The sequence below is a fragment of the Bradyrhizobium sp. USDA 10063 genome, assembly GCF_054063735.1.
Genome location: NZ_JBSSGP010000002.1, coordinates 6,172,585 through 6,195,362 on the forward strand (window position 1 = coordinate 6,172,585; position 22,778 = coordinate 6,195,362).

The window sequence follows — 22,778 nt, forward strand, 5'->3', positions numbered from 1 at the left end:
TTATATCGGGACGCAGGCGAGGATTGCCAGATGCGCCACAGGCCCTTCAATCAGCTTCGACGCTTTCGCCCAGCCATTCGATCGCGGCCTCGGTTCCACCCTTGCCGTGGGGAATGCCGAGCGCGTTGAGCGCGACCTCGACCACGCCGAGCGTGCCCAGGATCATCGGCGCGTTGACATGGCCCATATGGGCGATGCGGAAGGCCTGGCCCTGCAGGTCGCCGATGCCGGTGCCGAGCACAACGCCGCATTTCTCCTTGCAATAGCGCTGCAGCGCCGCCGGGTCATGGTCGTTCATGGTGACTGTCGTCACCGTGTTCGAACGCTCGGCAGGTTCGGTGATGTTGAAGCCGAGCACCTGTCCCTCGGCCCACACCGCAACGGCGCGCCGCACGGCTTCCGCAAGCAGCCGATGGCGCTCAAAGGCGTTCTGTAGTCCCTCGGCGGTGAGCATATCGATCGCCTTGCGCAAGGCGAACAACAGATGCACCGGCGCGGTGCCGGCATATTTGCGATAATGCTCGGTGCCTTCGCGCTCGGTCCAGTCCCAATAGGGCGTGCGCAAATCGGCGCGCTTGTGCACCTCCTGCGCGCGGGCGTTCGCCGCGACGAAGCCGAGGCCCGGCGGCGTCATCAGGCCCTTCTGCGAACCGGACATCGCGACGTCGATGCCCCAGGCGTCCATCTCGAACGGCATGCAGCCGAGCGAGGCCACGGTGTCGACCATGAACAGCGCCGGATGGCCGCTCGCCTTGATCGCCTTGCCGATCGCCTCAACGTCGTTATAGGCGCCCGATGCGGTGTCGACCTGCACCGCGAGGATCGCCTTGATCGTGTGATCCTTGTCGCGCCGCAGCCGCTCTTCCACTTCCGCGGGCCGGATCGCACGACGCCAGTCACCCTTCAACACTTCGACCTCGGCGCCCATTGCGGATGCGGCTTGGCCCCAGCCGATCGCGAAGCGGCCGCTCTCGAGCACCAGCACCTTGTCGCCGCGCGACAGCACGTTGGAGAGCGTAGCTTCCCAGGCGCCATGGCCGTTGGCGATATAGATGTAGGATTTGCCCTTGGTGGCGAACAGCTTTGAGAGATCGCGCAAGAGGCTCTCGGTCAGTTCGATCATCTCTGCCGAGTAGATATCGAGCGCCGGGCGATGCATCGCCTGCAGCACCTCGTCGGGCATCGTGGTGGGTCCGGGGATGGCCAGAAATTCCCGGCCCGCGCGAACGGTCATTGTTGGGTTCCTAATTCAATACCCCGCATATCGGGCATGGATGCAGGGATTGGCTGCAAATTTCAACCCACACTGGCGTTATTTTCCGATCGCGCCGGCGACTGCATGCCAGATCTGATCCTTGATCTCGACCGCCGGCGGGCTCGGGATCGTCGTCGCCGGGCCATCGCGGGGCTTGCATGCTTCCACCAGCGTCAGGATCCAGATCTCGCCGTCGGTGTAATAGAGGTCGCCGCCGCCATTGCGGCCTGCGATCGTCGGGCCGATGCCGGTGACCTGATATTTCGCAGCCACCATGCGGGCCTGTTCCAGGTCGGCGGTGAGCAGCGCGCGCTCGGCGTCGAGGTCGGGACCGATGTGATGGGTGATCGCGCCGGTGTAATGGCTGACGCCGACGCTGCGATCCTGCGTGGCGGCGCCGAGCCACACCGGGCGGCCCTCCTCGCCCTTGTCGAGCACCTGCCAATAGCGGACATGGTTGCGCCGATCGGCGCTGTTTCCGATCGGCTTCTCGAAGGCGAGGTCTTCGCGCCGGCCGAGATAGAAGAGATTGCTGACCGGCGCGTCGCGGTAGGGGCGGTCGAGCAACACGCTGCCGACGATCTCGATCGATGATTTCAGCGTGATCGGATCGGCCGGATACCAGCCGGCGGCGTGCATGGCGCAGACCACGTCGTATTTGTCGCCGATCAATCCGATATTCATGGGATCGCCGGGAATCCCCTGCGCGGTGCGCGTCACCATCGGCAGGTTGGCGAGGCCCTTCTGGTGCTCGTGATGGGTCCAGAATGCCGGCAGCACGAGATAGGCCGAAAGCGCATAGATCGCGAGCGTCAGCACCAGCAGCAATTGGATGCGCCGGACCCGTCCCCGCCGCGCCGAAGGTTGCGCCTTGTCGTCGAGCTCTGTCACTGTGCTGCGCTCTCAAACGGAGGTTGCGCGGAGCAGTTTAAAGGGTGGTTATCGCCTTGTCTCGCGGCAGCCGGCGGCTTCCGCCTCCTCGACCGAGCAGAACCAGCGCGTGCCCTTGGCGATCTTCATCTGGATCTTGGCGTACCAGCGGCTCTGCGGCGTGTGATAGATGCATTCGCCCGAGGTGTTGACATTGCCCTTGATGGTGCAGTCGGGCGAGGGCGCGACCGGTCCCGAGGCGGAAGCAAGCAGGATGGTGCGGGCGTTCTCCGGCGGCTTCACGGCGCCCAGGATCGGCGTCTTTTTGTTGCGGATGCGCCAGTCCCAGGGCGCGATGAAGGCGCCCTGCCACATGCCGGCCTTGGCTTCGCGCGCGGCTTTCTCGTCCGCCTCGTAATCGTGCGACAGGCGCATATAGGCGAGCGCCCAGCCGTGCGCGACCAGCCATTTCTGGATGTCCTCGCCGTCGACCTCGCAGCGCGCCACGATGCGGCCGCGGCGGTCGGTGGCGCGGGGATGGCAGGTCCAGCTCTTGTGGCCGGCATGCTTGATCAGCTCGTCGCGCGCGGCGACCCCGCAGGTCCAGCGCTCGCCGTGGGTGTTGAGGCAGAGCTGGTCGGTCGATGGCGCGTCGATGCCGCCGAGCCGGATGCGGGCTGAGCCGATCTGGAGCTGGTCGCCCTCGCGGATCTTCGGCACGCCGGTGATGTCGGCGGCCTGCGCCAGCGCGGGCGACAGCAGGAGGGCGGCAATGAGGAGCAGCGATCGCATCGGCGGGTTCACGGAAATTGGCGAACGATTGTGCGGAGATTCGGGCAGGCCGGCCAGTAGCGCGAACGCCGCAGCCCTTTCAACTTCGCGTCATTTGGCGGCGAATGGCGAATAGCGAGTGGCGAGTAGGGGAGGACCCCGACCTTTCGCCATTAGCTACTCCCCATTCGCTACTCGCCACTCACCATTCGCCTTCTCGCCAGTGCCAGCGCCATCAGCACGAAGGCCGAGGTCACCTCGGGGCCACCGACCAGGATCCGCGTCGGCGTCTTCATCTTGTTCCACTCATAGGCCCTGTACGGTCCGCGGCGGCCGCCTTCGCCGAAGCTAGCGACGATGCAGTGCAGCGCCGGCGTGAATGTCGCCACTTCCGCGCCGAGATGCGCGAGCGCCATCAGCGCCAGCGCGGCGTCGAACGCGTTCATCTCATGCGCGGTCAATTCCTGCTCCACATATATCAGCACCTGCGCGCGGATCATCGCGAACACGCCACCCGGATCGATCAGGCGCTGCGCCGCCAGCGGCAGCGCGATGAAGGCGGCGTAGCAGCGGCCGAAATAGGCGCAATAGAGCTCGGGCAGATAATAGATATGCGAGCGCGGATTCTTGAACGCGCCGCTTTGCACCAGTCGCCGCTGGAAATCGATGATACGGTGCACCGTCTCCAGCCGCTGCGGAGTCTCCAGGATCCGCCAGCGCTTGAGGTTGCGGAAGCTGACCTCGAGGATATCGAGATTCAGCGTCGGGTCGAGATCGTTGCCGTAAGGACGGTCGCCGGCGAGATTGTCGATCCAGGTGACGACGCCGCCTTCGTAATCGATATTGTCGTTGAGCGGCACGGTGACGCGCGGCTCGTTGGCCCCGCTCTGCACCTGGTAGCCGCGGTAGAAGTCGAGCAGCGGCTGCCCCAGGATCGGATGCTCGCTGCCGGCCTGCGTCGCCGCCGAGAACGCGCAGGCGGTGGTGTCGCAATCAGGCACATAGATGCCGAAGCCGAGATCCTGCTTGATCTGGGCGAAGAAGCGCGAGAAGCGCGGATGCGGCAAGGGCGCCAGCGCCGTGATCACGTTCACGGTCGAGCCGTCATGCGAGGGCACCTCCTCGGCGCTGACCGATAAACAGAAGTCGACCATGTCGGCGATCGCCCCGCGCGCCGCGCTGGTCTCCGCGCCAGAGGCGAGCCCGGTTTCGATGAAGCCGAGCAGCGCCTCGGTGAAGAATGCATCGTAATAGGCCGAGCGGTGGCGGATCTGCATCGGCTGCCACATCGGCTCGGCGATCCCGCGCCAGGGCGGGTTGATCAGCGCCCGCGCCGGCGAATGCGCGATGAAGACGCGCGCGAGGTTGAAGAGAAGAGTCGAGTTCTTGTAGCCGCGCGAGTTCAGCCCGGTCAGCGCCATCAACAATTCACGCCCGCCCATGTCGGCATCGCCGATCAGGTTGAACGCCGCATAGGTCGGGATGAAGCCGTTCCTCGCATAGGCGCCGAGCAGATGCGCGCCGCAGGCCCGGATCACGCGCTCGATCTCGGCCCCTGCGGGCGCCCGCGCTGGCGCCGCCGCGGCGGGCAGGGGATGCCGCACCTCGATATCTTCCATCAGCGCCGCGACCGGCGCGCCGATCGCCGCCCAGTCCGGCGCCTCGGCATCGCGCGCCTGTAGCAGCGCCGCCTGCAGCGCGCCGAGTCGCGCGCCGTCGTGCAAGGCCGGCAGGCCGGTCCGCCGCAGCAGGCCGCGCAGCGCCGGATTGCCGAGCGCGGTCCGGTAGAATTTCCCTAAGTGCGCGTCGCCGCCGCGATATTTCAGCAGCAGGGGATCGCAGACGTCGTACAGCGACGGCCCGTCCTTCCGGACCGTCAGCGACCGGCACACCGCCCCGGCAATGTCATGAAAACCCATGCCACCCCTTTCTGGCGCGCATGATCCGGACAAGCCGGTTCCGGCTTGTTCCGGAAAATCCTGCGCAATCCAAGGAGGCCCCACCCAGAAGCCCCCTGCAAACCTTTGAATCGCAGCACAAAATCGCAGGAAACACAAATGTGACAGACATCACATACGCCGCTGCGTTTTGGCACAATCCTCCACCCCGGCGCATTACGGATAAGGCGCGAGGGGCGAATCAGGTTGCCCTGGAAGGCTGAGCAGGTTAAGGGTTTCTGTGTTGCGGTGCCGCAAATTGAGCACAATCTGACGGCACTCGATCAAGCAACCCCTAAAACCACAGACGGCTTTGACGCGACTATACAGTCGCGCCTTGGTCAACGATTGGGATCAGAAACGCGATGAAGGTTACGCAGCTCTCCCTTTCCCGCCGCACGTTCATCGTCGCCGCCGCTTGCGTTGCGATGGTGTCGCTGGCGATTGGCGCGCATGCTGCGCTGAACAAGCGGCCGCTCGAAGCCGCCAAGGCTGTCACGACCGAGCAGGGCGTCGTTCCGGTGAAGGCCTCCCGCGTCGCGCTGATCATCGGCAACGGCCATTACCCCGATGCGAACCACCCGCTGCAGCAGCCGATCAACGACGCCCGCGACCTCGGCGCGGCGCTGCGCGCAAGCGGCTTCGACGTCGACGTCGTCGAGGACGCGACCAAGGACGACATGAGCCGCGCCGTCGACCGCCTGAAGGCCAAGGTCGGGCCGGACACGGTGGTGATGCTGTTCTTCGGCGGCTTCGGCGTGCAGGCCGGCCGCGAGAGCTTCATGCTCCCGGTCGACGCCGCGATCTGGAAGGAAAACGACGTCCGCCGCGACGGCCTGAGCGTCGAGCAGGTGCTGGCCGTGATGGACGAGAAGGGCGCCAAGGCCAAGCTGGTGGTGCTCGACGCCTCCCGCCGCAACCCCTATGAGCGCCGCTTCCGCTCCTACAGCCACGGCCTCGCCCCGATCAGCCCGCCCGAGAACACGCTGGTGATATCGTCGGCGACCCCGGGCAAGGTCACCGAGGAATCCAAGGCAGCCAACAGCCTGCTGGTCTCCGAGCTCCTCACCAACCTGAAGACCCAGGGCGGCATCGAGTCAGCCTTCAACAAGACCCGCGTCTCGATCTCCCGCTCCAGCGAAGGCGAGCAGGTGCCGTCGGTGTCGTCGTCGCTGCTTGAAGACATTCGCTTAGGCGGCTGATTCTTGGCGAAGTAGCGAATGGCGAGTAGCGAATAGGGAAGAAGTCAGCGTCTTCCTTCCCTATTCGCTACTCGCCACTCCCCATTCGCCTCTTCTGCTATTCGCCACTCCCTATTCGCTATCTCGCTTCCGCCATCACCGGCCGCACCGGGTCGCCCTCGCGCAGCAAGGCCCCCGCGCGCGCCACCACGATGTCGCCTTCCTGCACGCCGTTGCGGATCTCGACCTGGCCGGCCTGCATCAGCCCGGTCTCTACCCGCCGCGTCTCGACGCGGTCGTGCTTGATCACCTGCACCACGGTGCCGGCCGAGCCATAGAGGATTGCGGTGAGCGGCACCGAGACGCCGCAGCTCTGTCCGGTCTTGATCTCCGCCCGGCCGGCGGAATTCACCAGCAGCCGCCGGGGCGCGTTGATGGCGACGAACACCTGGCCGAGCTGAATGTTCGGCTCCACCGTCGGCGCCACCCGCCGCACCTTGCCGTCCATCTCGCCGGCGCCGATGACCTTGATCGACGCCGTCTGGTTCGGCTGCAGCTTGGCGAGATCGCGCGTCGGCACCATGCCGATCAGATCGAACTCGTTGCGTGCGATGATCGAGAACAGCGCCTCGCCCTTGCCGCCCGCGATCGTGCCGACGATCGCGCTGGAGGACGAGATCGTCCCCGCCACCGGCGCGGTGATGTTGAGCTGCCCGCCCTCGGGCAGGTTCAGCCGCGCCAGGATCTGCCCCGCGGTCACATTATCCCCCGCATCCGCCATCACCTCCGCCACCTTCAGCCCGAACCTTTCAGGCCGCACCTGCGTCTCCTCCCGCGGCATGATGATCCCGGACACCTCGACGATATTGCCGAAGCAGGTCTTGGAGGCCTTCAGCACCGTGACGGTCGCGCCCTTGGGGGCCTCGGGCTCCTCGGCGGCGAGGGTGGGGGAGATCCAGAGGAAGAGCGCGCCTCCAAGCAGCAAAGCGGGCCATTTTGCCAAAACGTCGCGCGCGCGGGGCATCATCTGCAGTCCACTTTCGAAAATCGGGCCGCTATCGATATCAGATGACCGTCGCGCCAGCCAAGCGGCGCACGCCGCCCTCAGTCTGGTGTCTCGGTTGAACTCTTGAACACCGACGGCTATCCTTTATATGATATACATATTGAAAATGTATATGGCGCGGAGGTGGCAATGCAGGTTTCCAGATGGGGCAACAGCCTTGCGGTGCGCCTGCCCAAGGCGCTGGTCGATCAGCTCGGCCTCAAGGAGGGCGACGAGCTCAGCGTCGTTGCCGCCAAGCCTGGCACGATCGAGGTCGAAACCAGGGAAGCCCAGCGCCGCCGGGCACTTGAGCGGATGGCGGCGCGTAACTGGACGCTCCCCGAGGGCTACCGGTTCGATCGCGACGAGGCCAACGCGCGGTGAGCGCCTTCTTCGACACCAACATCCTCGTCTACGCTCAGCAGGCCGGTCTCAAGTCCGAGCGGGCGCGGGCTTTGCTGGCGCAAGGCGGCAAGCTCAGCGTCCAGGTGCTCAACGAGTTCACCGCAGTCGCGCGAGGTAAGCTGCAGCACGATTGGCCTGATATCGCTGAGGCCGTCTCCGACGTCCTGACGATGCTCGATCCGCCGCTCGCGCTGACACTCGAACTCCACGCCTCGGCGCGAACGCTCGCTGAAGAAAACCTTCTGTCGTTCTATGACGCACTGATCGTCGCCGCCGCGATCGAAGCCGGCTGCGCGACCATCTACAGCGAGGACATGCAGCATGGCCACACCATCGGCGGGGTAGTGATCGTCAATCCTTTTGCTGAACGCACGGCGTGAGGCACGGGACTTTTCCGCGCAATGGATTTCGTTCCCAGGTTCAGCTCCACCGATACCAGACACCCCTTGAACGCGCTAAGCATCGCGCGATATATACCATAGATATCTATCAAGAATCAGGAGGCGGATCATGACTGCAACCGCCAAATTGTTCATGCACGGCCGCAGTCAGGCCGTGCGCCTGCCCAAGGAGTTTCGCTTCGAGGGCAGCGAGGTGCGCGTCAGCAAGGTTGGCGACAAGGTGATCCTCGAGCCGATCAAGAAGCAGCCCATCGATCTCGACAAGTTCTGGGCCGAGCTCGACGCGCTCGGGGCAAAGGACTTCCTGCCGGACGGCATCCCGGACGAGCCGCCGGCCGAACCGGACCCGCGCGTCTTCTTCGACGAATGATCTGCCTCGACACCAACATCGTCATCTGGATCGTCAACGGGCGCAGCCCGTCACTTCGCCATCGCCTCGGCGAGCAGATACGCGCCGGCACTTCGGTTGCGCTGCCGGTCGTTGCCCTCTTTGAAATGCGCTATGGCTTCGCCAAGAGCGGCCGGCGCGAGCACAACGAGCGCCTGCTCGACCGGTTTCTCGATCTCGGCATCGATGTCCTCCCGTTCGAAGCCGACGACGCGATGCACGCCGGCGAAATCCGCGCTCACCTGGAAAGCGCCGGCACGCCGATCGGACATTACGACTATCTGATCGCAGCCCAAGCACGCCGGCACGGCGCCGCACTGGTGACGCTCAACACGCGCGAGTTCTCGCGCGTGCCCGGGCTGATCGTGGTGGATTGGGCGGCGTGACGGTTAAGGGAGCGGCGTCGGCGGAGTGACTAGCCCACGGTAACACTATCCCCCGCATCCGCCATCATCAGCGCGAAGCGCTCGGTCCGCATCTGCGTCTCTTCCCGCTGCATGATGGTCCCGGACACCTCGACGATATTGCCCAAGCAGGTTTTCGAGGCGTTCAGTACGGTGACGGTCGCGCCCCTGGCAGCCTCGGGTTCCTCGGCGGCGAGGGTGGGGAGATGGCGGCCGCGGTGAGGAAGGCGGCGAGGAGGAGGGTGGGCCTATTGGCTGCAGTGAGGCACAAGGAAAGTTTGCTCATCAGCAATTTCAATCCCGATTGTCTATTTGTGAATATCAGGTGGATGCCGCGGAAGCTGGGCGCTCAAGGACTGTACCGCTCTCTAGTCCATGTTGTTGGCGGCGGTGTCTCGTAGACCAGTTCCCCCCAGTTTGAACATGAAGGATCTTTTCTAGATTACTTGTGTCGAACGATAACAATCGTTTAGATTGCACAAGTGTTGGCAGAGCCCCATCTCCCCCCTTTTCTTCGCGCGTGCCTTCGATGACGGAAATCGTTTACATCCTAATCAATGAAGCAATGCCCGGTCTTATCAAGATCGGGCGCACGAACGGCGACTTAGCTATACGTATTCGTCAGCTATATTCGACCGGCGTACCGCTTCCATTCGAGCTCTTCTATGCGTGCGAAGTTGCTAGCGGAACCTTCGTCGAAAGCAATCTGCAAGAAGCTTTCGGCGATCACCGTGTAAGCAAGGGTAGGGAGTTTTTTCGGCTTGCACCTGAGCGGGCACGTGCGGCACTCCTTCTTGCTGCGATGAGAGAGGTCAAGCTTGGGGACGAAATCTTCGAAACAAGCGAAGTTAAGGCCGAGGTCGAAGCGGCAAAAAGACGAAGTAGGTTCCGGCTTTCAATGATAGGCATCAAGCCTGGTACTGAACTTCAGTTGTTTAAAGATCCAACCATCATTTGCACCACTGTCGATGAAGGCAACCAAGTAGACTTTCGTGGTGACGTGACCTCGTTGTCGGATGCAGCCCTTCAGGCGCACACGGCCCTTGGAGATGAATGGCCATCCGTCTCTGGACCTTGGGCGTGGGCGTACAAGGGAAAGCGTTTAGATGAACTAAGGCGCGAAATCGAAGATCAGGCAGATTGATGCTGCAGCCTGCTATATCGACCTGATGTTTCTATGATCTCATTAGCTCGTGCAGATCGTCCTGAATGCTCTTGAACACATCATCTTCGATCGACTGAGCTACTCCGAACCTAACCCAAGACTCCTGAATATCTCGGCTCATACCTATTGGAAGAGGTGGGAGAACGACTCGTTCTGCATCGATCGGGAACGTGGCGTCGACTACAGAACCAGACGCGAATGCTTTGAGTTGCATTTGCGCGTGCGGCGATTGAAATGCAAGATACAGACTACCTGCGTCGGAGGCCTTGTTTGCAACAATTCGACCGACATGACCGCTTGCGAGCCAGCCCTTTCTGTCGTTTGTTATCATAACTGGTTCGCCCAATGCTTCTTCAGAACGGCCATCCGCCTGGTACGCTATCCAGCCTGCCTCTAGGCGATAGCGATCAACATCCGTCAAAGCGCGCGGCGCAATGTATCTCAGATTGAGAGGTCTAATTTGTAATAGCTGTCCGCCCGAAAGAATCGGTATGCCATGGTCGGCTCCCACGTAATTCGTCTTGTATCGTCCGCTTGGCTTCAGCGCTTTGGCGATGTCGCCCAGTAGCGGGCCGCCTCTTGCCATAAGTTCTCTGCGTGTCGACAATACAGCAGGCTCATACGGGGCCGCATCCAAGCGATCGCTAATCTCCTGAGACGATATGGTCCACCTGCGAGGGATTGGTTGTCCCGAGTCGATTGGTGGGAGAGTGGCTTCGTACAGCTTCTGCTGTTCACAGAGATGCAATCTCGAAGATTCGCGTAGTTGGACGGCCTGCTTCATTTTATCAGCGATGTCAGCAATCGTCCGATCCGGGAGCATCGGAACCTCTAAAGACGCAACGTGCTCGACCGTTATGTGATCAATGACCGATCCGCTCTTATCCTTGCGCAGAAGGTGCTGGCCGATCCGTGTACCCAGAAGGCCGAGGACATAGAATCGAAGGGTTTCATCTTCGATTTCCACTCGGATCATATCGTGGCTCAACACAAATTGAGCCATGCAGGTGTCGACATAGACCGCGGGACCGAGATTGCGGCCTGAGCAGGTCACAAGGATCATGCCCCCTTGCAGTCGGTACTCGTCGATATTCTCGTTTCTAGTTGCCGACAGCATATCTGCGGCACGGAAGGTGTAGTTGAGCGTATCCGAGGGACGCAGGTAGGGAAGCTCTTCTTCCCCCGGCATCGCGTATACGCGCTTAAAACGTGCGGGAGCCCAGACCCTCGCCTTCAGGCCGTCAGGATGCCCAAGCCGGGAATACTTGATTGCCATTTGCCCAACGCGCCGAGCGAGTAGTCGGCCTTCCGACAAATGAAAGTAGGCGTCTAACCGCGCTGTTTTCGCCAGGTCAGAGCTCGAAATCGTGAGTGTTTTCATTCTTGAGCAGCCAACCACTGGCGGAAAGCATCAGCTACCTCAGGCAACTCGTCATCAATTACCCGATCTCGAATAACGCGCACTTCCGTTCGATGCTCACCGGTCTTGGGGTCGACGTGGATCGTAGAATCCTGTCTTTCGATCAGCATATCTTCGCCAGTAGGCAACCGGCGATAGAGAGTGTTGCCGCGCTTATCGTGCCCGATCTTTCGGTCACTGCCATGAACAGCGGATATGCTAGCTTCGTCTTGGCAGCACTCCGACGCTCTTCCGACGACAAACGCCGAAGCAAAATCATTGAAGTCTGGGTGTCGTTCTTAGGCTGAAAGAGTTCTCGCGCCATATCGACGACAGCGATGACCTGGGCGTTCTGCAGGATCCAATGTCGAACGTAGCCAAGTGCGGGATTATTCAAAATGCCATTTGGAAGAACGATGGCCATTCGGCCCGTACCCTCCCTTAATAGCTGCAAGCATCTCTCTATGAAGAGTATTTCCGGCGGTTGGGATTTTTGCAGAATAGCTGCACCGTGCCTATCGATGCGCATCGACCACGTGCCGTCATCTTGCTCGTCCCAAGCGGCGGCGAGGTCGTACTGTCGCAAGACGTGCTGATCATCGATTACAATGTTGGCGCCAAATGGGGGATTCGTGAATAGAACGTCGATCGAACCAAGCGGAATCGTTTCATTTGCTTTGCGGTCCCATGTGCGTGGATTTGCCAAACTATCAGCCTGCCACAAGCCTCCCGCGCCGTCATTATTCATGACCATGTTCATTTTGGCGGCACGAATAAGTTTTGGATTGAAATCGAAGCCCATGACGCGCTGAGCCAAATACTCACTCCGTGCGCGATAGAACTCTTCCAGCTCGGCTTGCGATGGATTCAGTCGATTGCTCCAGCGCTCCTTATGAGTCTGTTCGATTTTTTCCAGAACATGGTTCATGGCGGTAATCAAAAAGCCGCCGGTTCCACAAGCGGGATCCATTAAGCGCTCTTCGGGAGTGGGATCGATCATGGCAACCGCCATCCTGCAAGCGTTCCGTGGCGTAAAAAATTCCCCGCGGTCTCCCCTTAGGTTTGAACCCACAATTTCTTCATAAGCGACACCTTTAACGTCTACGGGTGATCGAAGCAGAGAATATCGTTGTAGCTGCCCAACGATGAACGCAACTACATCGGACTTCAACTGTATGGTGCGATCATTCTCTTCAAAGATAGTAGGATATTTTTTCAACACTTTAGAGTTGAACAGATCTTGAACGCGCGCCTTCGCGGTAGCGGCCGACGTAGAGTTGACCAACTCAGTTGGAGTGACAAAAAAATTGAGAGAGGAGGACCGCTCATCCTCGATCTTACAGAAAATAATTTTGAGGAGCTCCCAGAAAGCTGCGTCTTTCTGCAGGCCCATCGCGCCGGCGATTTTGTTGTGGCATCTCCTGAACGCGAAGAGCAGGTTGTCACCCGTAACTGGCATAAGGTCGCGCAGCTTCGGCCGCTGAGCATCGGCTTCGGTTTGACCGACCGCCGGAATATCAATGATTTCTTCGAAATGAAGGGCAGACTTCGTCGTTCGCTTCGCGAAGCAAAATCGGTCGTCACCGTTCGTCCATAGGCCGTATTCACAATTCAAGCAGGCTGCCATGTACGATTGTAGCTGACCGACACCGTCTTTCGCATTGCTGGGCTTGGTGTCTGCGCTCTTAGTTTCAACCAACAACCAGGCATTCTGCTGAATGTGCTCGACACCGGGCTTGAAGACGACAACGTCCACTCGCTTTCTAGATGAGCCAACCTTGATGGGGAACTCAGGTACGGCATCGGCGGGGTCGTACTTGTATTGTCGGACTATCGCCTTTTCGATGTTTTGACGGACGTACTCCTCGGGAGTGTCTCGAAAGAACCGGCCCGTTAGGAAGTCCACCACCATTCCGTCAGGGATGCCTTGAGAGGCGGGTTGGATGGATGGTGCACGAAATTTCTTGTTGTCTGTCGCCATTCCCGACGCAGTGCCCCGAACATTTGAAAGAACAAACCGGTATCGCGCCTTTACCCTAAGGGCAATGCCCCCGGGCCAAAAGTCTGAAGCTGTGTTCCGGGGACGCCGGCGTGGAATTCTCGAGCTGTCGCCGGGCCGCTGATTTAGCCCTTCCTTTTGACGCATCCATCGTGCCGGTCTCATTGCGCTAAGCCCTGATTGCCACAGCTTCCAACCTCTCCCGCACCGCCGTAAGCACCGCACGCGCGGACACTGTCGCCTTCACTCCGATCCCCTTCGCCAACTTCGTCGCCCACGGCTTCTGCTTCCGCTCGGCAGCACGATAAAGCACCTCCCCCTTCTTCGTCAGGCGCACCAGTTTTGCACGGCGGTGGGGGGTGTCATCGAGGGTGACGATGCTTTTTGCCGCGAGTTCGTTGACGATGCGCTGCGCGCCCTGGCCGTGCAGGCCCATAGAGCGGGCGAGGCGGGCGAGGGGTCGGTCGCCGGCCACGATTAGGCTGCCGTTCAGGCGGAATACTTCCAGGGCCAATTGCGTCAGTGCGTCGGATTCTCGGTTGGATGAGGGGGCTCGCTGGACGTCAGCACGGTTTCATATTGACAAAAGAGAAGCCGCATTGACTTTCCGGCGGAGGGAAAACTGACTGCCGGACTTCTTGCCCTTGTCGCCATAGCGCTGTTTGCTGGGGCCGCGTTCTATATCAGCGTTGCCGAACTGTCCGCGGAGCGGACAGCGATACGTATGTTTTCGGCTCGCCGGCCGACGCGCCGCGAGGTCCGCCAATATAAGGAAGGGTGATCTGATGGAGGGCGAATATGACTTCTCCACCGCCGAACGCGGCAAGTTCTTTCGCAAAGCAGCGCGCCTGATGCCGCCGGTCCATCTGGAGCCGGAGGTGCTCGACTATCTCTCCGAGCGGGCCTTGGCGCGAGGAGTGTCGCTGAGTTCACTGGTCAACACGTTGCTCAAGAAAGAGATCGAGTTGATCGACGCCGGCAAATAGTCGCGCCAACTTCGCGTTCACCGGCGAATTCCCGCTGTGCACGAGGCGGATCGATGCGCCTTACTGAAGACTGATGTGCGTTGACGATCTATCAAAGGGAAACCGCATTTGCCCTCCCTGCTGTGGAGAAAGCAATGACAGCCGGACTCCTCGCCCTCATCACTGCCGCAGCGTTTGCCGGGGCCGCGTTCTACATCAACGTCGCCGAGCAGCCGGCGCGGCTCTTGCTCGACGATGCGAACCTGCTGCGGGAGTGGAAGCCGAGCTATGCGCGCGGCTTTGCGATGCAGGCGAGCCTCGCCGTCGTCTCCGGTCTGCTTGGGTTTCTCGCGAGCTGGCAGTTGCAGGATTGGCGGTGGTCGGTCGCCGCTAGCCTGATGCTGGCGAACTGGCCGTACACGCTGATCGTGATGATGCCGACCAACAAGCGGCTCGCGGCGTGGCCGGCCGAGCAGGCCAACGGCGCGTCGCGGGCGCTCGTCGTCTCCTGGGGCTGGATGCACGCGGTGCGCACCGCGCTCGGTCTCGCTGCGACCGCGATCTATCTGGCGCTGGCGGTCAGCCGATAGCGCTACGTCTTTCCAGCGGCCGCCTCGCGCGCCAGCCGTTCGGCTCTCAGCCGTTCACGATTTTTATGAAAGGCCTCTTGCGCGAGTTGATGTTCTCGCATGGCCTGCTCTGCATCGCGCCGTCGCTCGGCCTCTTTGGCCTTGCGTTGCTCCGGCGTTGGCTTTTCACGCGCTGTGTATGTTTCTGACATGCAGCTACAACGCGCGAGGCGATCAAAGGTTCCCTTCGCGTTGCGCGGTGAGGCGAAATTCCTCAATCCGATCAATATGATTTGCCCTGTCCAGTCTATCACCGAAAAATAAATCGCTTCGGTTTCTCCCCAAATCACCCCTATAAATCCGCCGTCCCGCCCGGCAAGAGGGGCGGATCGCGATCGTCACGAACGCGCGGCGGGATGCGGTGGACGCGAGTAGCTGTGCAAGACGAACGCAGCTTTTCGCGGACGGCGAAGCCGTGTGGTCCTGGCGCCCCGACGCTGGCGCTAAGTCCTGGGGGATGGAAACATCCCTAGGGGTGACGGTGGCAAGAAAGCCCGGTCACCGGGGAGAGCACGGAGTAAGCCGTAAACCATTGCGCAGGGAAGGCCGGTGTGAATCCGGTTGACCTGTGGTCCTACCCCCGTGCTTTTTGTTGCACGGGGCCCACGGGTGCAATCGGCACCCGGCCTTCCCTGTGCCCTCTCTTTGGCGAGACGGGTAACAGACGCAAAGCTCGGGCGCTAGCCGCGCCGCGAGAACGCGGACGCACGTTTCCTCAAGCTCTGTTCGTCATGCCCCGCGCATGCGGGGCATCCAGTACGCCGCAGCCTCTCTGCTTGAGCGCAGACGTCTCTGGAATACTGGATCGTCCGGTCAAGCCGGACGATGACCGTGGAGTAGCTGTTTGAAAATCGAAACTAGAGGCGCCTCAGCGATTGAAGAGCTGGCGCAGCACTTCGTTCATCGCCTGGCTGTCCTGCGTCTCGCCGCTCTCGCTCGGCGGCGAAGGGGCTGTGGATTGGGACGGCGGCTCGGGCTGTTGCTGCGGCTGCGCCGAGGCCGGCGGGATGCTGCGGCTCGGGCGCGGCGGCTGCGTTCCACCGTTCAGGCCCTGCTGGATCAGGTTGCCGATGGTCTCGCCAAGCTGGCCGCCAAGCAGCCCGCCACCTTGCCCGCCCTGGCGCTGGCCGTTCGTGCCGCCGTCCTGGGTGCCGCTTCCGCCTTGGCCGCCGCCGCCAAGGAGTCCGCCGAGCGCGCCGTTCGGCCCGAACAGGCCCTTGCCCATCTCGCGCAGCTTGGCATAGGCGGCCTCGGGATTGTCCAGGATGCCCTGCATCTCCGGATAGATGCGCGGGCCATCCCACGGCCCCTCGATCATCACGGGGATGCCGAGGCCGACCGGATCGGAGGCGCGGCCCTGGCCCTCGGTGGTCAGCACCAGCTTCGGCTCGACGCGGAAGCCGATCATCTTGGTGCCGAGATCGATGGTGCCGACGCCCGTCATCTTCACCAGCGGGCCCACCAGGTTGAGGTCGGTCGTGACCGCCTGGCCCTTGTCGATCTTGAACGAGGCCGAAAGCTGGCTCAGGTCCGTCGCGAGCTGCTCGCCCTCCTGCCAGCCGGAGAGGGGGCTCGTCGTCAGCGAGCGGATCATCTGCGCGACGTTGAGGCCGCGGATCGCGCCGTCGCGGAATACGGCGAACGCCGTGCCGCTCATGTTTCCCATGATCGCGCGCTGGCTGTTGCCGGCGGAGCGCACCGCGATCTTCGCCTGCATCCTGCCGTCGAGCTTGTCGAAACCGGCGAGACTCCGCAGCAGCGGCAGCGCCCGCACATTGCCGAGATCGGCGCTGAGCGCGTAAGTCGGAGTGCCGGCGGAGGCGTCGATGGCGAGATCGCCATTGGCGTTGCCCTCATAGGCGCCGAGATTGGCGAGCCGCGCCTTCAGCACGCCGCTCATCAAGGTCGCCTCGATCGCCGCCGGCGCGAAGCGGCCGTCGCCGATGTTGAGCTCGGCCGCGGAAATCTTCGCCTGCGCGTCGACATAGTTCAGCCCGATGAGGTCGATCGAGGCATTGCTCCAAACGGCACTGCTCAAAGGCTGCGCCGCCGTGCCGGGGTTGCCGCGCTCCATCGCCAGCGAAAGCTTCTGGAAGTCGAGATCGAGTTTCACCAGCGGCTTGTTGCTGGCGATATCGACCGAGGCCCAGCCGTTGAATGCGCCGTCGCCGAGCGTGCCGCTGACGCCGTTGAACATCACCACGCTGCCGCTCAGCCGCAGCTCGGCCCGCGCCGACAGCGGCGCCGAGAGCAGGCCGGGCGCTTCGAAGGCGATTTCGGTCGGGATATTCTGCCGCTCGATCGGCGGCTGAGGCGCGGTCGCCTTGATCTCGAATTTCAGCGGCTGGCCGCCGCCCCGCGCATTGCCGGTGATGAGGATCTTGCGGTCGCCGCCGATTGTCGCATCCGCGTTGACGGTCTCGATGCGGCTTTCGACGCGGTCGCGCACATTGGAGAACACGATCGTGCCGCCGGTGACGCTGACATGCTCGATGCCGAATTTGGCCTCGCCGGTAGCGGCGGTACTGCTCTTGGCGGGCGGACTGGGCTCGCGCACGCGCTGCAGCGGCATGGTCAGGACCGGCCGCACGATCAGCAGGTCGGTGACTTGCGGCTGGCCCGACCACAGGCTCGACAGCGTGACGTCAGCCTGGACGCTGCTCGCGGTCAGGCGGTTGTTGATCTCGCGGTCCTTCGGATCCTGCAGCGCGACATCGTTCAGCGTGATGTTGAGCGTCGGCCACAGGCTGACCTTGGCGCCGCCGTTGATGGCGAGCCGATAGCCGGTCTCGCGCTCGACCCGCTGCTGGATCGCCGACGTCAAAAAGCCGGAAGGGATGCCGATCACGGCAAGCAGCGCGATGATAACGATCACGACTCCGATCGCGGCGCCTGCAAATTTCAGTGCTCTCATCTCGACATTCCAGACCGCGCAAACGTCACGCCTCTGGCCGCGCCACAGCGCAGCCGATCCCACAAGTTTATCCCGGAAACAGGTTTCCGCTCAAAGCGGCCGAAAATAATCTGCCGCTGCTGCAAACATATGTGACTTATGGCACACTTCCATGGGGGTGAATTTTGTTACTCCGAGCCTGCAGGCAAGCCGCTCGGGAGGTTGTTGTGGAAGGCATTACAATGAGCAAACAGGCCGAATTTGCGGTCATTTTGAAGATGAACCCGATGTTCGCCGATTTGGGGGCGGACGAATTGCAGCGGCTCGCGGGTCTTTGTCACACCCAGCAACTCCAGGCGGGCGAGGTGCTGTTCCAGAAGGGCGATGCCGGTGACGCCCTGTTCGGGGTCCGGCGCGGCCAGGTCCGCATCGAGACCGGCGCCTCCAACGGCAGCCGTCCGACGCTGAACTTCATGGGCCCCGGCGATCTCTTCGGCGAGGTTGCCGTCCTCGATGGCCAGGACCGCACCGCGGACGCGACCGCCGGAGACGCAAGCGAATTGTTCGTGCTGCGCCGCGAGGATTTTCTCAACTTCCTCGAGCGCGAGCCGAAGGTTGCGGTGAAGCTGATCGAGCTGCTGTGCCGGCGCATCCGATGGATGAGCGAGCGGATGGAGGAATCGGTGCTGCAGCCTTTGCCGGTTCGCCTCGCCAAGCGGCTCTGCGCGCTGGCGTCCGACTACGGTTCCGAAGTCCACATCTCGCAGGAACAGCTCGGCATCTTCGTCGGCGCCGCGCGCGAAAGCGTCAACCGTCAGCTTCAGCTCTGGCGCAAGGACGGCATCCTGGACCTGCAGCGCGGACGAATCCTGCTGCACAACATGAACAAGCTCACCGCGGTGGCGAGGAAGGAGTAGGACGACCGCGCCCGCCTACTCCGCGGCGGGCGAGACCATCGATGATGGGTGCTGCTTCTTGGCGGGTGGCTCGCCCTGATGGTCGGAGGGCGGTTCCTCGTCGGCGTGCGAGACGATCAGCCGCTTGCTGAAGCGCCAGATCACGTTGCCGATGTCGTCCATCACCATGAACATCGCCGGCACGAACACCAGCGACAGCACCGTCGAGAACAAGAGGCCGCCGATCACGGCGAGCGCCATCGGCGAGCGGAACTCGCCGCCGGCGCCGACCGCCAGCGCGCTCGGCATCATGCCGGCCACCATCGCAACGGTCGTCATCACGATCGGGCGCGCGCGCTTCATGCCAGCGTCGATCATCGCTTCCTCGCGCCGCTTGCCGGCGCGGATCGCCTCGATGGCGAATTCCACCAGCATGATCGCATTCTTGGTGACGATGCCCATCAGCATCAGGATGCCGATCCAGACCGGTGTAGTGAGCTGCTTGCCGGTGAGCAGCAGAGCTGCAATCGCGCCGCCGATCGAGAGCGGCAGCGAGAACAGGATGGTGATCGGCTGCAGGAAGGTGCCGAACAGCAGCACCAGCACCGCGTAGACCATCATCAGCCCGGCAGTGATCGCGGTGGCGAAGCCGTCCGAAAGCTCGTTGAGGCTTTCGGCGTCACCCGATGGGCTCACCTTGACGCCCTTCGGCAGGCTCTTCATCACCGGCAGCTCATAAATCTGCTTGGTTGCATCGCCGAGCGCGGCGTTGCCGACGAGGTCGGCCGCGACCGTGGCCTGCCGCTCGCGATCGTAGCGGTTGATGCTGGTCGGGCCCTGGTCGAGCTGGATGTCGGCGACAACCGACAGCGGCACGCCGCCGCGTTCACCGCGCTGGCCGAGCGGCACCCGGAGTTGCTCCAGCATCTGCAGGTCGCTGCGCGCGGAATCCTCGAGCTGGACGCGGATCGGCACCTGGCGGTCGCCGGCATCGAATTTCGCCAGTGCCGGGCCGACATCGCCGATCGTTGCCACGCGGATCGTCTGCGACAGGCTCTCGGTGGAGACGCCGAGCCGTGCCGCCAGTTCGGCGCGCGGGCGGATGCGCAGTTCGGGCCGATCGAGCGCGGTTTCCGAGATCACATTGGCGATGATCGGAATCCGCTTCATCTGCGTCGCCAGTTCGCTTGCGACATTGTTGACGATATTGCTGTCGACGCCGGTCACGACCAGCGAGATCGCGCGCAGGCCGTTCTCGTCGAGGAACCAGTAGCGGATGTCGGGGACGTTCTCGAGCTCGTTGCTGATCGAAAGCTCGAGTTCGCGCTGGGTGATCTTGCGCTCGCTCTTCGGCGTGTAGTTGATGATCAGCGCGGCGCGCCGCACTTCCTGCGTGCCCGGCGGCACCCGGCCGCCGTCAACGAACACGCTTCTCACCTCCGGCCGCTTGCGCAGGCGCGCGACGATCTCTTCCGTCACCTTCTCGGTATGCGCAAGCTGCGAGCCCGGCGGCAGCTCCATCGCCAGCAGGGAGCGCGCGGTGTCCTGCGCCGGCAGGAAGCCTTGCGGCAACAGCCTGATGCTCCAGATCGATGCCGCGAAGACGGCGAAACCGATCACCACCGTGATGTAATGGTGCTTCACCGACCACGTGACCAGGCTGTGATAGGTCCGCAGCACGCGGCCCGGCGGCGGCTCCTCATGGGCATGGTGCTTGAGGAAGTAGGCAGCCAGCATCGGCGTCACGAAGCGCGCCGCAAGCAGCGAGAAGAACACCTGCACCGACACCGTGATGCCGAACTGCTTGAAGAACTGGCCGGCGATGCCCGACATGAAGCTCGCCGGTGCGAAGATCGCGATGATGGTGAGCGAGATCGCGATCACCGCAAGCCCAATTTCGTCGGCAGCTTCCAGCGCGGCGCGGTAGGGCGACTTGCCCATGCGCATATGGCGCACGATGTTCTCGATCTCGACGATGGCATCGTCGACCAGGATGCCCGTCGAAAGCGTGATGGCGAGAAAGCTGACGAGGTTGAGCGAGAAACCCAGAAGGTCCATCGCCCAGAATGCCGGGAAGATCGATAGCGGCAGCGAGACTGCGGCGATGATGGTGGCGCGCAGGTCGCGCAGGAACAACAGCACGATGATGACGGCGAGTATCGCGCCCTCGAACAGCGTCGAGATCGCGGCTTCGTAATTGCCCTTGGTGAACTCGACCGAGGTATCGATCAGCTTGAGATCGACATCGGGGTAGGCGGCCTTCAGCGCATCGATCCGCTTCTGCACGGCGGCGGCGACCACGACGTCGCTCGCGCCCTTGGAGCGCTTGATGCCGAGTGCGACCACCGGCTCGCCGTTGAAGCGGGCGAAGGTGCGGCGGTCGGCGATGGTGTCGGTCACCGTGCCGAGATCGTCGAGCCGCACCTCGCCGCCGCCGAACAGCGGGATCATGGTGCCGGCAAGCTCGTTCAGCGTCTTGGCTCCGGCGAGCGTGCGGATCGCCTGGTCGTTCTTGCCGATCTCGGCGCGGCCACCGGCGAGGTCGACATTGGTGCCGCGCAGGATCTGGCTGACATTGACGGCGGTGAGCCCCGCCGCCTGCAGCCGATCGGGATCGAGCGAGACCAGGATCTCGCGCTCGACGCCGCCGATGCGCTCGACCTGGGCGACGCCGCGCACGCCCTGCAGCGCGCGCTTGACAACGTCGTCGACGAAATAGGAAAGCTGCTCCGGTGTCTTGCCAGGCGAGATCGCGGCATAGGTCACGATCGGCAGGCCGATGACGTCGACGCGCTGGATCAGCGGTTCGGTGACGTTTTGCGGCAGGTTGGCGCGGACGCGGGTGACGGCATCCTTGACGTCGTTCAGCGCGCGATCGGTGTTGGTCTCCAGCGCGAACTGGATCGTGGTCACTGACAGGCCGTCGGTGATCGACGAGGAGATGTGGCGCACGCCCTCGACGCCCGAGACGCCGTCTTCAATCGTCTTGGTGACCTGCGCTTCCAGTTCGGACGGCGCCGCGCCGAATTGCGACACCGCCACGGAGATCACGGGGATGTCGGCGCTCGGCAGCCGCGTCACCGCAAGCTTGGCGAAGGAGACCCAGCCCAGCACCAGCAGGATGATCGAGAAGACGATCGACGGCAGCGGGTTCCGGATCGACCAAGCCGAGATGTTCAAAGCCATTAGCGTGTCCGCGTGCGCTCGAGTTCGTCGGCGAACATGATCTTGATCTGGTCGCCGTCATGCAGCGAGGTGCCGGCGTCGGCGACGACAGTTTCGCCGACGTCGAGGCCCTCAAGGATTTCCGTTGACGTGTCCGAGGTCAAGCCGACCCGCACTTTCCGCGTCTCGATCGTGTTACCCTTGACCACCTGCACGGTGAGGCGGTCGATCGCGGTGCGCGGAACGGCGACGCCGCAAGACCGCTTGGCGTCGATATTGGCGCGGGCGAACATGCCGACCTTCAGCGAGGGATTGTTGGTGAGGGATATCCTGACATGGCCGAGCTGGGTGTTGCGGTCGATCTGCGGCGAGATCTGACGCACCTTGCCGACCATGTCGGGTGCATCGTCGCGGCTGATCCGCACGGTTGCGCCGGGATTGAGCTTCAGGAGGTGAATGCTCGGCACTTCGGCATCCAGCTCGATCTCGTTGTTGATCGCGATCCGGAACATCGGTCCGGCCTGTGGCGAGGCGGGGGCTCCGACGGCGGTCCGCACCTCGGTGACCAGGCCTGCGGCCGGTGCGCGCAGGGAAAGCGATGCTGCGCGTCCGCCTGCCTGCTGCTGTTGCTGCGGCGGCGGGGTCAGGCGCGCCAGTTCCTGGTTCTCGGTCACGGTGTCGCCCTCACGGACAAGGAGATCGGTGACCTTGGAGCCTTCCTGATCGACGCCGACCTGCGCTTCGCGACGCGGCACGATGTAGCCGGTGACGCGCACCATGTCGGAAAAACAAGCGTTGGTGGATTTGGTGACGACGACGAGCGCCTGGCCCGGCGTTTCCTTCTCTTCCGGACGCGGGCGATGCTCCAACCAATAATAGCCGGCGCCAAGTGCGACGACGAAGACTGTTCCGAGCACAGGCTTTAGGTATTCGGAGAATTTCATCGCCGGATCGATCCAGACCTGAAGTTTAGCTGAAGCGGAACGCTTCGAATGTGTTGAAGTTTAGCT

The 22,778-nt window shown here is 62.6% G+C and carries 22 protein-coding genes; 9 read left to right on the forward strand and 13 right to left on the reverse strand.

Annotation, left to right across the window (positions count from 1 at the left end; all coding sequences use genetic code 11):
- Positions 1–46: 46 nt before the first annotated feature.
- The 4 genes from ACVJGD_RS31285 to ACVJGD_RS31300 all read right to left on the reverse strand — a co-directional run bounded on the left by ACVJGD_RS31285 (position 47) and on the right by ACVJGD_RS31300 (position 4,815).
- Positions 47–1,234, reverse strand: coding sequence for a pyridoxal-phosphate-dependent aminotransferase family protein (locus ACVJGD_RS31285; RefSeq protein WP_456637826.1), 1,188 nt, complete (start codon positions 1,232–1,234; stop codon positions 47–49).
- A 78-nt stretch (positions 1,235–1,312) separates the two neighbouring features.
- Positions 1,313–2,146, reverse strand: a complete 834-nt coding sequence (locus ACVJGD_RS31290; RefSeq protein ID WP_456637827.1) for an LssY C-terminal domain-containing protein — start codon at positions 2,144–2,146, stop codon at positions 1,313–1,315.
- 48 nt (positions 2,147–2,194) lie between these two features.
- The gene (locus tag ACVJGD_RS31295; protein WP_456637828.1) at positions 2,195–2,917 is read right to left on the reverse strand and encodes a thermonuclease family protein; all 723 of its coding nucleotides are present in this window, start codon (positions 2,915–2,917) and stop codon (positions 2,195–2,197) included.
- Positions 2,918–3,087: 170 nt separating this feature from the next.
- Positions 3,088–4,815 (reverse strand): hypothetical protein, encoded by a 1,728-nt coding sequence (locus tag ACVJGD_RS31300; RefSeq protein WP_456637829.1) that lies wholly within the window; start codon positions 4,813–4,815, stop codon positions 3,088–3,090.
- A 383-nt stretch (positions 4,816–5,198) separates the two neighbouring features.
- On the opposite strand from ACVJGD_RS31300, the gene ACVJGD_RS31305 reads away from it, so the two are divergent.
- Positions 5,199–6,035, forward strand: coding sequence for a caspase family protein (locus ACVJGD_RS31305; RefSeq protein ID WP_456637830.1), 837 nt, complete (start codon positions 5,199–5,201; stop codon positions 6,033–6,035).
- A 118-nt stretch (positions 6,036–6,153) separates the two neighbouring features.
- Here ACVJGD_RS31305 and ACVJGD_RS31310 read toward each other — a convergent pair whose 3' ends face one another.
- Positions 6,154–7,041, reverse strand: coding sequence for an efflux RND transporter periplasmic adaptor subunit (locus ACVJGD_RS31310; protein ID WP_456637831.1), 888 nt, complete (start codon positions 7,039–7,041; stop codon positions 6,154–6,156).
- Between the two features lie 168 nt (positions 7,042–7,209).
- Between ACVJGD_RS31310 and ACVJGD_RS31315 the strand changes: the two genes are divergently transcribed.
- The 5 genes from ACVJGD_RS31315 (at position 7,210) to ACVJGD_RS31335 (ending at position 9,801) form a co-directional block, all read left to right on the forward strand.
- Positions 7,210–7,443, forward strand: a complete 234-nt coding sequence (locus ACVJGD_RS31315; protein ID WP_456637832.1) for an AbrB/MazE/SpoVT family DNA-binding domain-containing protein — start codon at positions 7,210–7,212, stop codon at positions 7,441–7,443.
- Positions 7,440–7,844: a PIN domain-containing protein gene (locus ACVJGD_RS31320; RefSeq protein ID WP_456637833.1), complete on the forward strand. Its 405-nt coding sequence runs from the start codon at positions 7,440–7,442 to the stop codon at positions 7,842–7,844. Before ACVJGD_RS31315 ends, ACVJGD_RS31320 begins: the two co-directional genes overlap by 4 nt.
- Before the next feature lie 130 nt (positions 7,845–7,974).
- A complete protein-coding gene (locus ACVJGD_RS31325; RefSeq protein WP_456637834.1) occupies positions 7,975–8,235 on the forward strand; it encodes an antitoxin in 261 nt (86 codons plus the stop codon).
- On the forward strand, positions 8,232–8,639 hold the full coding sequence (locus ACVJGD_RS31330; RefSeq protein ID WP_456637835.1) for a PIN domain-containing protein: 408 nt from the start codon (positions 8,232–8,234) through the stop codon (positions 8,637–8,639). Before ACVJGD_RS31325 ends, ACVJGD_RS31330 begins: the two co-directional genes overlap by 4 nt.
- A gap of 547 nt (positions 8,640–9,186) precedes the next feature.
- Positions 9,187–9,801 (forward strand): GIY-YIG nuclease family protein, encoded by a 615-nt coding sequence (locus tag ACVJGD_RS31335; RefSeq protein ID WP_456637836.1) that lies wholly within the window; start codon positions 9,187–9,189, stop codon positions 9,799–9,801.
- Positions 9,802–9,832: 31 nt separating this feature from the next.
- Here ACVJGD_RS31335 and ACVJGD_RS31340 read toward each other — a convergent pair whose 3' ends face one another.
- From ACVJGD_RS31340 to ACVJGD_RS31355, 4 genes are all read right to left on the reverse strand, one after another.
- Entirely contained in the window at positions 9,833–11,203 is a 1,371-nt protein-coding gene (locus tag ACVJGD_RS31340) for a hypothetical protein (protein ID WP_456637837.1), read from the reverse strand.
- Complete coding sequence (locus ACVJGD_RS31345; protein WP_456637838.1) at positions 11,200–11,352, reverse strand: hypothetical protein; 153 nt, start codon at positions 11,350–11,352, stop codon at positions 11,200–11,202. Before ACVJGD_RS31345 ends, ACVJGD_RS31340 begins: the two co-directional genes overlap by 4 nt.
- The gene (locus ACVJGD_RS31350) at positions 11,346–13,202 is read right to left on the reverse strand and encodes an N-6 DNA methylase (RefSeq protein WP_456637839.1); all 1,857 of its coding nucleotides are present in this window, start codon (positions 13,200–13,202) and stop codon (positions 11,346–11,348) included. The genes ACVJGD_RS31345 and ACVJGD_RS31350 overlap by 7 nt, the downstream gene beginning before the upstream one ends.
- Positions 13,203–13,389: 187 nt before the next feature.
- Positions 13,390–13,734, reverse strand: coding sequence for a MarR family transcriptional regulator (locus ACVJGD_RS31355; protein ID WP_456637840.1), 345 nt, complete (start codon positions 13,732–13,734; stop codon positions 13,390–13,392).
- Between the two features lie 271 nt (positions 13,735–14,005).
- Here ACVJGD_RS31355 and ACVJGD_RS31360 point away from each other — a divergent pair, with 271 nt between their 5' ends.
- Both ACVJGD_RS31360 and ACVJGD_RS31365 read left to right on the forward strand, forming a co-directional pair.
- The gene (locus ACVJGD_RS31360; RefSeq protein WP_456637841.1) at positions 14,006–14,206 is read left to right on the forward strand and encodes a hypothetical protein; all 201 of its coding nucleotides are present in this window, start codon (positions 14,006–14,008) and stop codon (positions 14,204–14,206) included.
- Between the two features lie 134 nt (positions 14,207–14,340).
- Positions 14,341–14,775 (forward strand): DUF1772 domain-containing protein, encoded by a 435-nt coding sequence (locus ACVJGD_RS31365; RefSeq protein WP_456637842.1) that lies wholly within the window; start codon positions 14,341–14,343, stop codon positions 14,773–14,775.
- A 2-nt stretch (positions 14,776–14,777) separates the two neighbouring features.
- On the opposite strand, the gene ACVJGD_RS31370 is transcribed toward ACVJGD_RS31365, so the two are convergent.
- Entirely contained in the window at positions 14,778–14,966 is a 189-nt protein-coding gene (locus ACVJGD_RS31370; protein WP_456640433.1) for a hypothetical protein, read from the reverse strand.
- A gap of 716 nt (positions 14,967–15,682) precedes the next feature.
- Positions 15,683–17,728: an AsmA family protein gene (locus tag ACVJGD_RS31375; RefSeq protein WP_456637843.1), complete on the reverse strand. Its 2,046-nt coding sequence runs from the start codon at positions 17,726–17,728 to the stop codon at positions 15,683–15,685.
- A gap of 221 nt (positions 17,729–17,949) precedes the next feature.
- Between ACVJGD_RS31375 and ACVJGD_RS31380 the strand changes: the two genes are divergently transcribed.
- Positions 17,950–18,624 carry a Crp/Fnr family transcriptional regulator gene (locus tag ACVJGD_RS31380; protein WP_456637844.1) on the forward strand — a complete coding sequence of 225 codons (675 nt, stop codon included), beginning with the start codon at positions 17,950–17,952 and terminating at the stop codon, positions 18,622–18,624.
- A gap of 15 nt (positions 18,625–18,639) precedes the next feature.
- Here ACVJGD_RS31380 and ACVJGD_RS31385 read toward each other — a convergent pair whose 3' ends face one another.
- Entirely contained in the window at positions 18,640–21,789 is a 3,150-nt protein-coding gene (locus tag ACVJGD_RS31385; protein WP_456637845.1) for an efflux RND transporter permease subunit, read from the reverse strand.
- Positions 21,789–22,712, reverse strand: a complete 924-nt coding sequence (locus tag ACVJGD_RS31390) for an efflux RND transporter periplasmic adaptor subunit (protein WP_456637846.1) — start codon at positions 22,710–22,712, stop codon at positions 21,789–21,791. The genes ACVJGD_RS31385 and ACVJGD_RS31390 overlap by 1 nt, the downstream gene beginning before the upstream one ends.
- Positions 22,713–22,778: the final 66 nt, after the last annotated feature.

Bases quoted from the DNA above. Each gene is read 5' to 3' on its own strand.
- ACVJGD_RS31315 (WP_456637832.1), top strand. From the start codon at position 7,210: ATGCAGGTTTCCAGATGGGGCAACAGCCTTGCGGTGCGCCTGCCCAAG.
- ACVJGD_RS31375 (WP_456637843.1), bottom strand. From the start codon at position 17,728: ATGAGAGCACTGAAATTTGCAGGCGCCGCGATCGGAGTCGTGATCGTT.
- ACVJGD_RS31310 (WP_456637831.1), bottom strand. From the start codon at position 7,041: ATGATGCCCCGCGCGCGCGACGTTTTGGCAAAATGGCCCGCTTTGCTG.
- ACVJGD_RS31370 (WP_456640433.1), bottom strand. From the start codon at position 14,966: ATGTCAGAAACATACACAGCGCGTGAAAAGCCAACGCCGGAGCAACGC.
- ACVJGD_RS31330 (WP_456637835.1), top strand. From the start codon at position 8,232: ATGATCTGCCTCGACACCAACATCGTCATCTGGATCGTCAACGGGCGC.
- ACVJGD_RS31350 (WP_456637839.1), bottom strand. From the start codon at position 13,202: ATGGCGACAGACAACAAGAAATTTCGTGCACCATCCATCCAACCCGCC.
- ACVJGD_RS31295 (WP_456637828.1), bottom strand. From the start codon at position 2,917: ATGCGATCGCTGCTCCTCATTGCCGCCCTCCTGCTGTCGCCCGCGCTG.
- ACVJGD_RS31345 (WP_456637838.1), bottom strand. From the start codon at position 11,352: ATGCTGATCGAAAGACAGGATTCTACGATCCACGTCGACCCCAAGACC.
- ACVJGD_RS31305 (WP_456637830.1), top strand. From the start codon at position 5,199: ATGAAGGTTACGCAGCTCTCCCTTTCCCGCCGCACGTTCATCGTCGCC.
- ACVJGD_RS31390 (WP_456637846.1), bottom strand. From the start codon at position 22,712: ATGAAATTCTCCGAATACCTAAAGCCTGTGCTCGGAACAGTCTTCGTC.
- ACVJGD_RS31365 (WP_456637842.1), top strand. From the start codon at position 14,341: ATGACAGCCGGACTCCTCGCCCTCATCACTGCCGCAGCGTTTGCCGGG.
- ACVJGD_RS31360 (WP_456637841.1), top strand. From the start codon at position 14,006: ATGGAGGGCGAATATGACTTCTCCACCGCCGAACGCGGCAAGTTCTTT.
- ACVJGD_RS31380 (WP_456637844.1), top strand. From the start codon at position 17,950: ATGAGCAAACAGGCCGAATTTGCGGTCATTTTGAAGATGAACCCGATG.
- ACVJGD_RS31385 (WP_456637845.1), bottom strand. From the start codon at position 21,789: ATGGCTTTGAACATCTCGGCTTGGTCGATCCGGAACCCGCTGCCGTCG.
- ACVJGD_RS31325 (WP_456637834.1), top strand. From the start codon at position 7,975: ATGACTGCAACCGCCAAATTGTTCATGCACGGCCGCAGTCAGGCCGTG.
- ACVJGD_RS31300 (WP_456637829.1), bottom strand. From the start codon at position 4,815: ATGGGTTTTCATGACATTGCCGGGGCGGTGTGCCGGTCGCTGACGGTC.
- ACVJGD_RS31285 (WP_456637826.1), bottom strand. From the start codon at position 1,234: ATGACCGTTCGCGCGGGCCGGGAATTTCTGGCCATCCCCGGACCCACC.
- ACVJGD_RS31335 (WP_456637836.1), top strand. From the start codon at position 9,187: ATGACGGAAATCGTTTACATCCTAATCAATGAAGCAATGCCCGGTCTT.
- ACVJGD_RS31340 (WP_456637837.1), bottom strand. From the start codon at position 11,203: ATGAAAACACTCACGATTTCGAGCTCTGACCTGGCGAAAACAGCGCGG.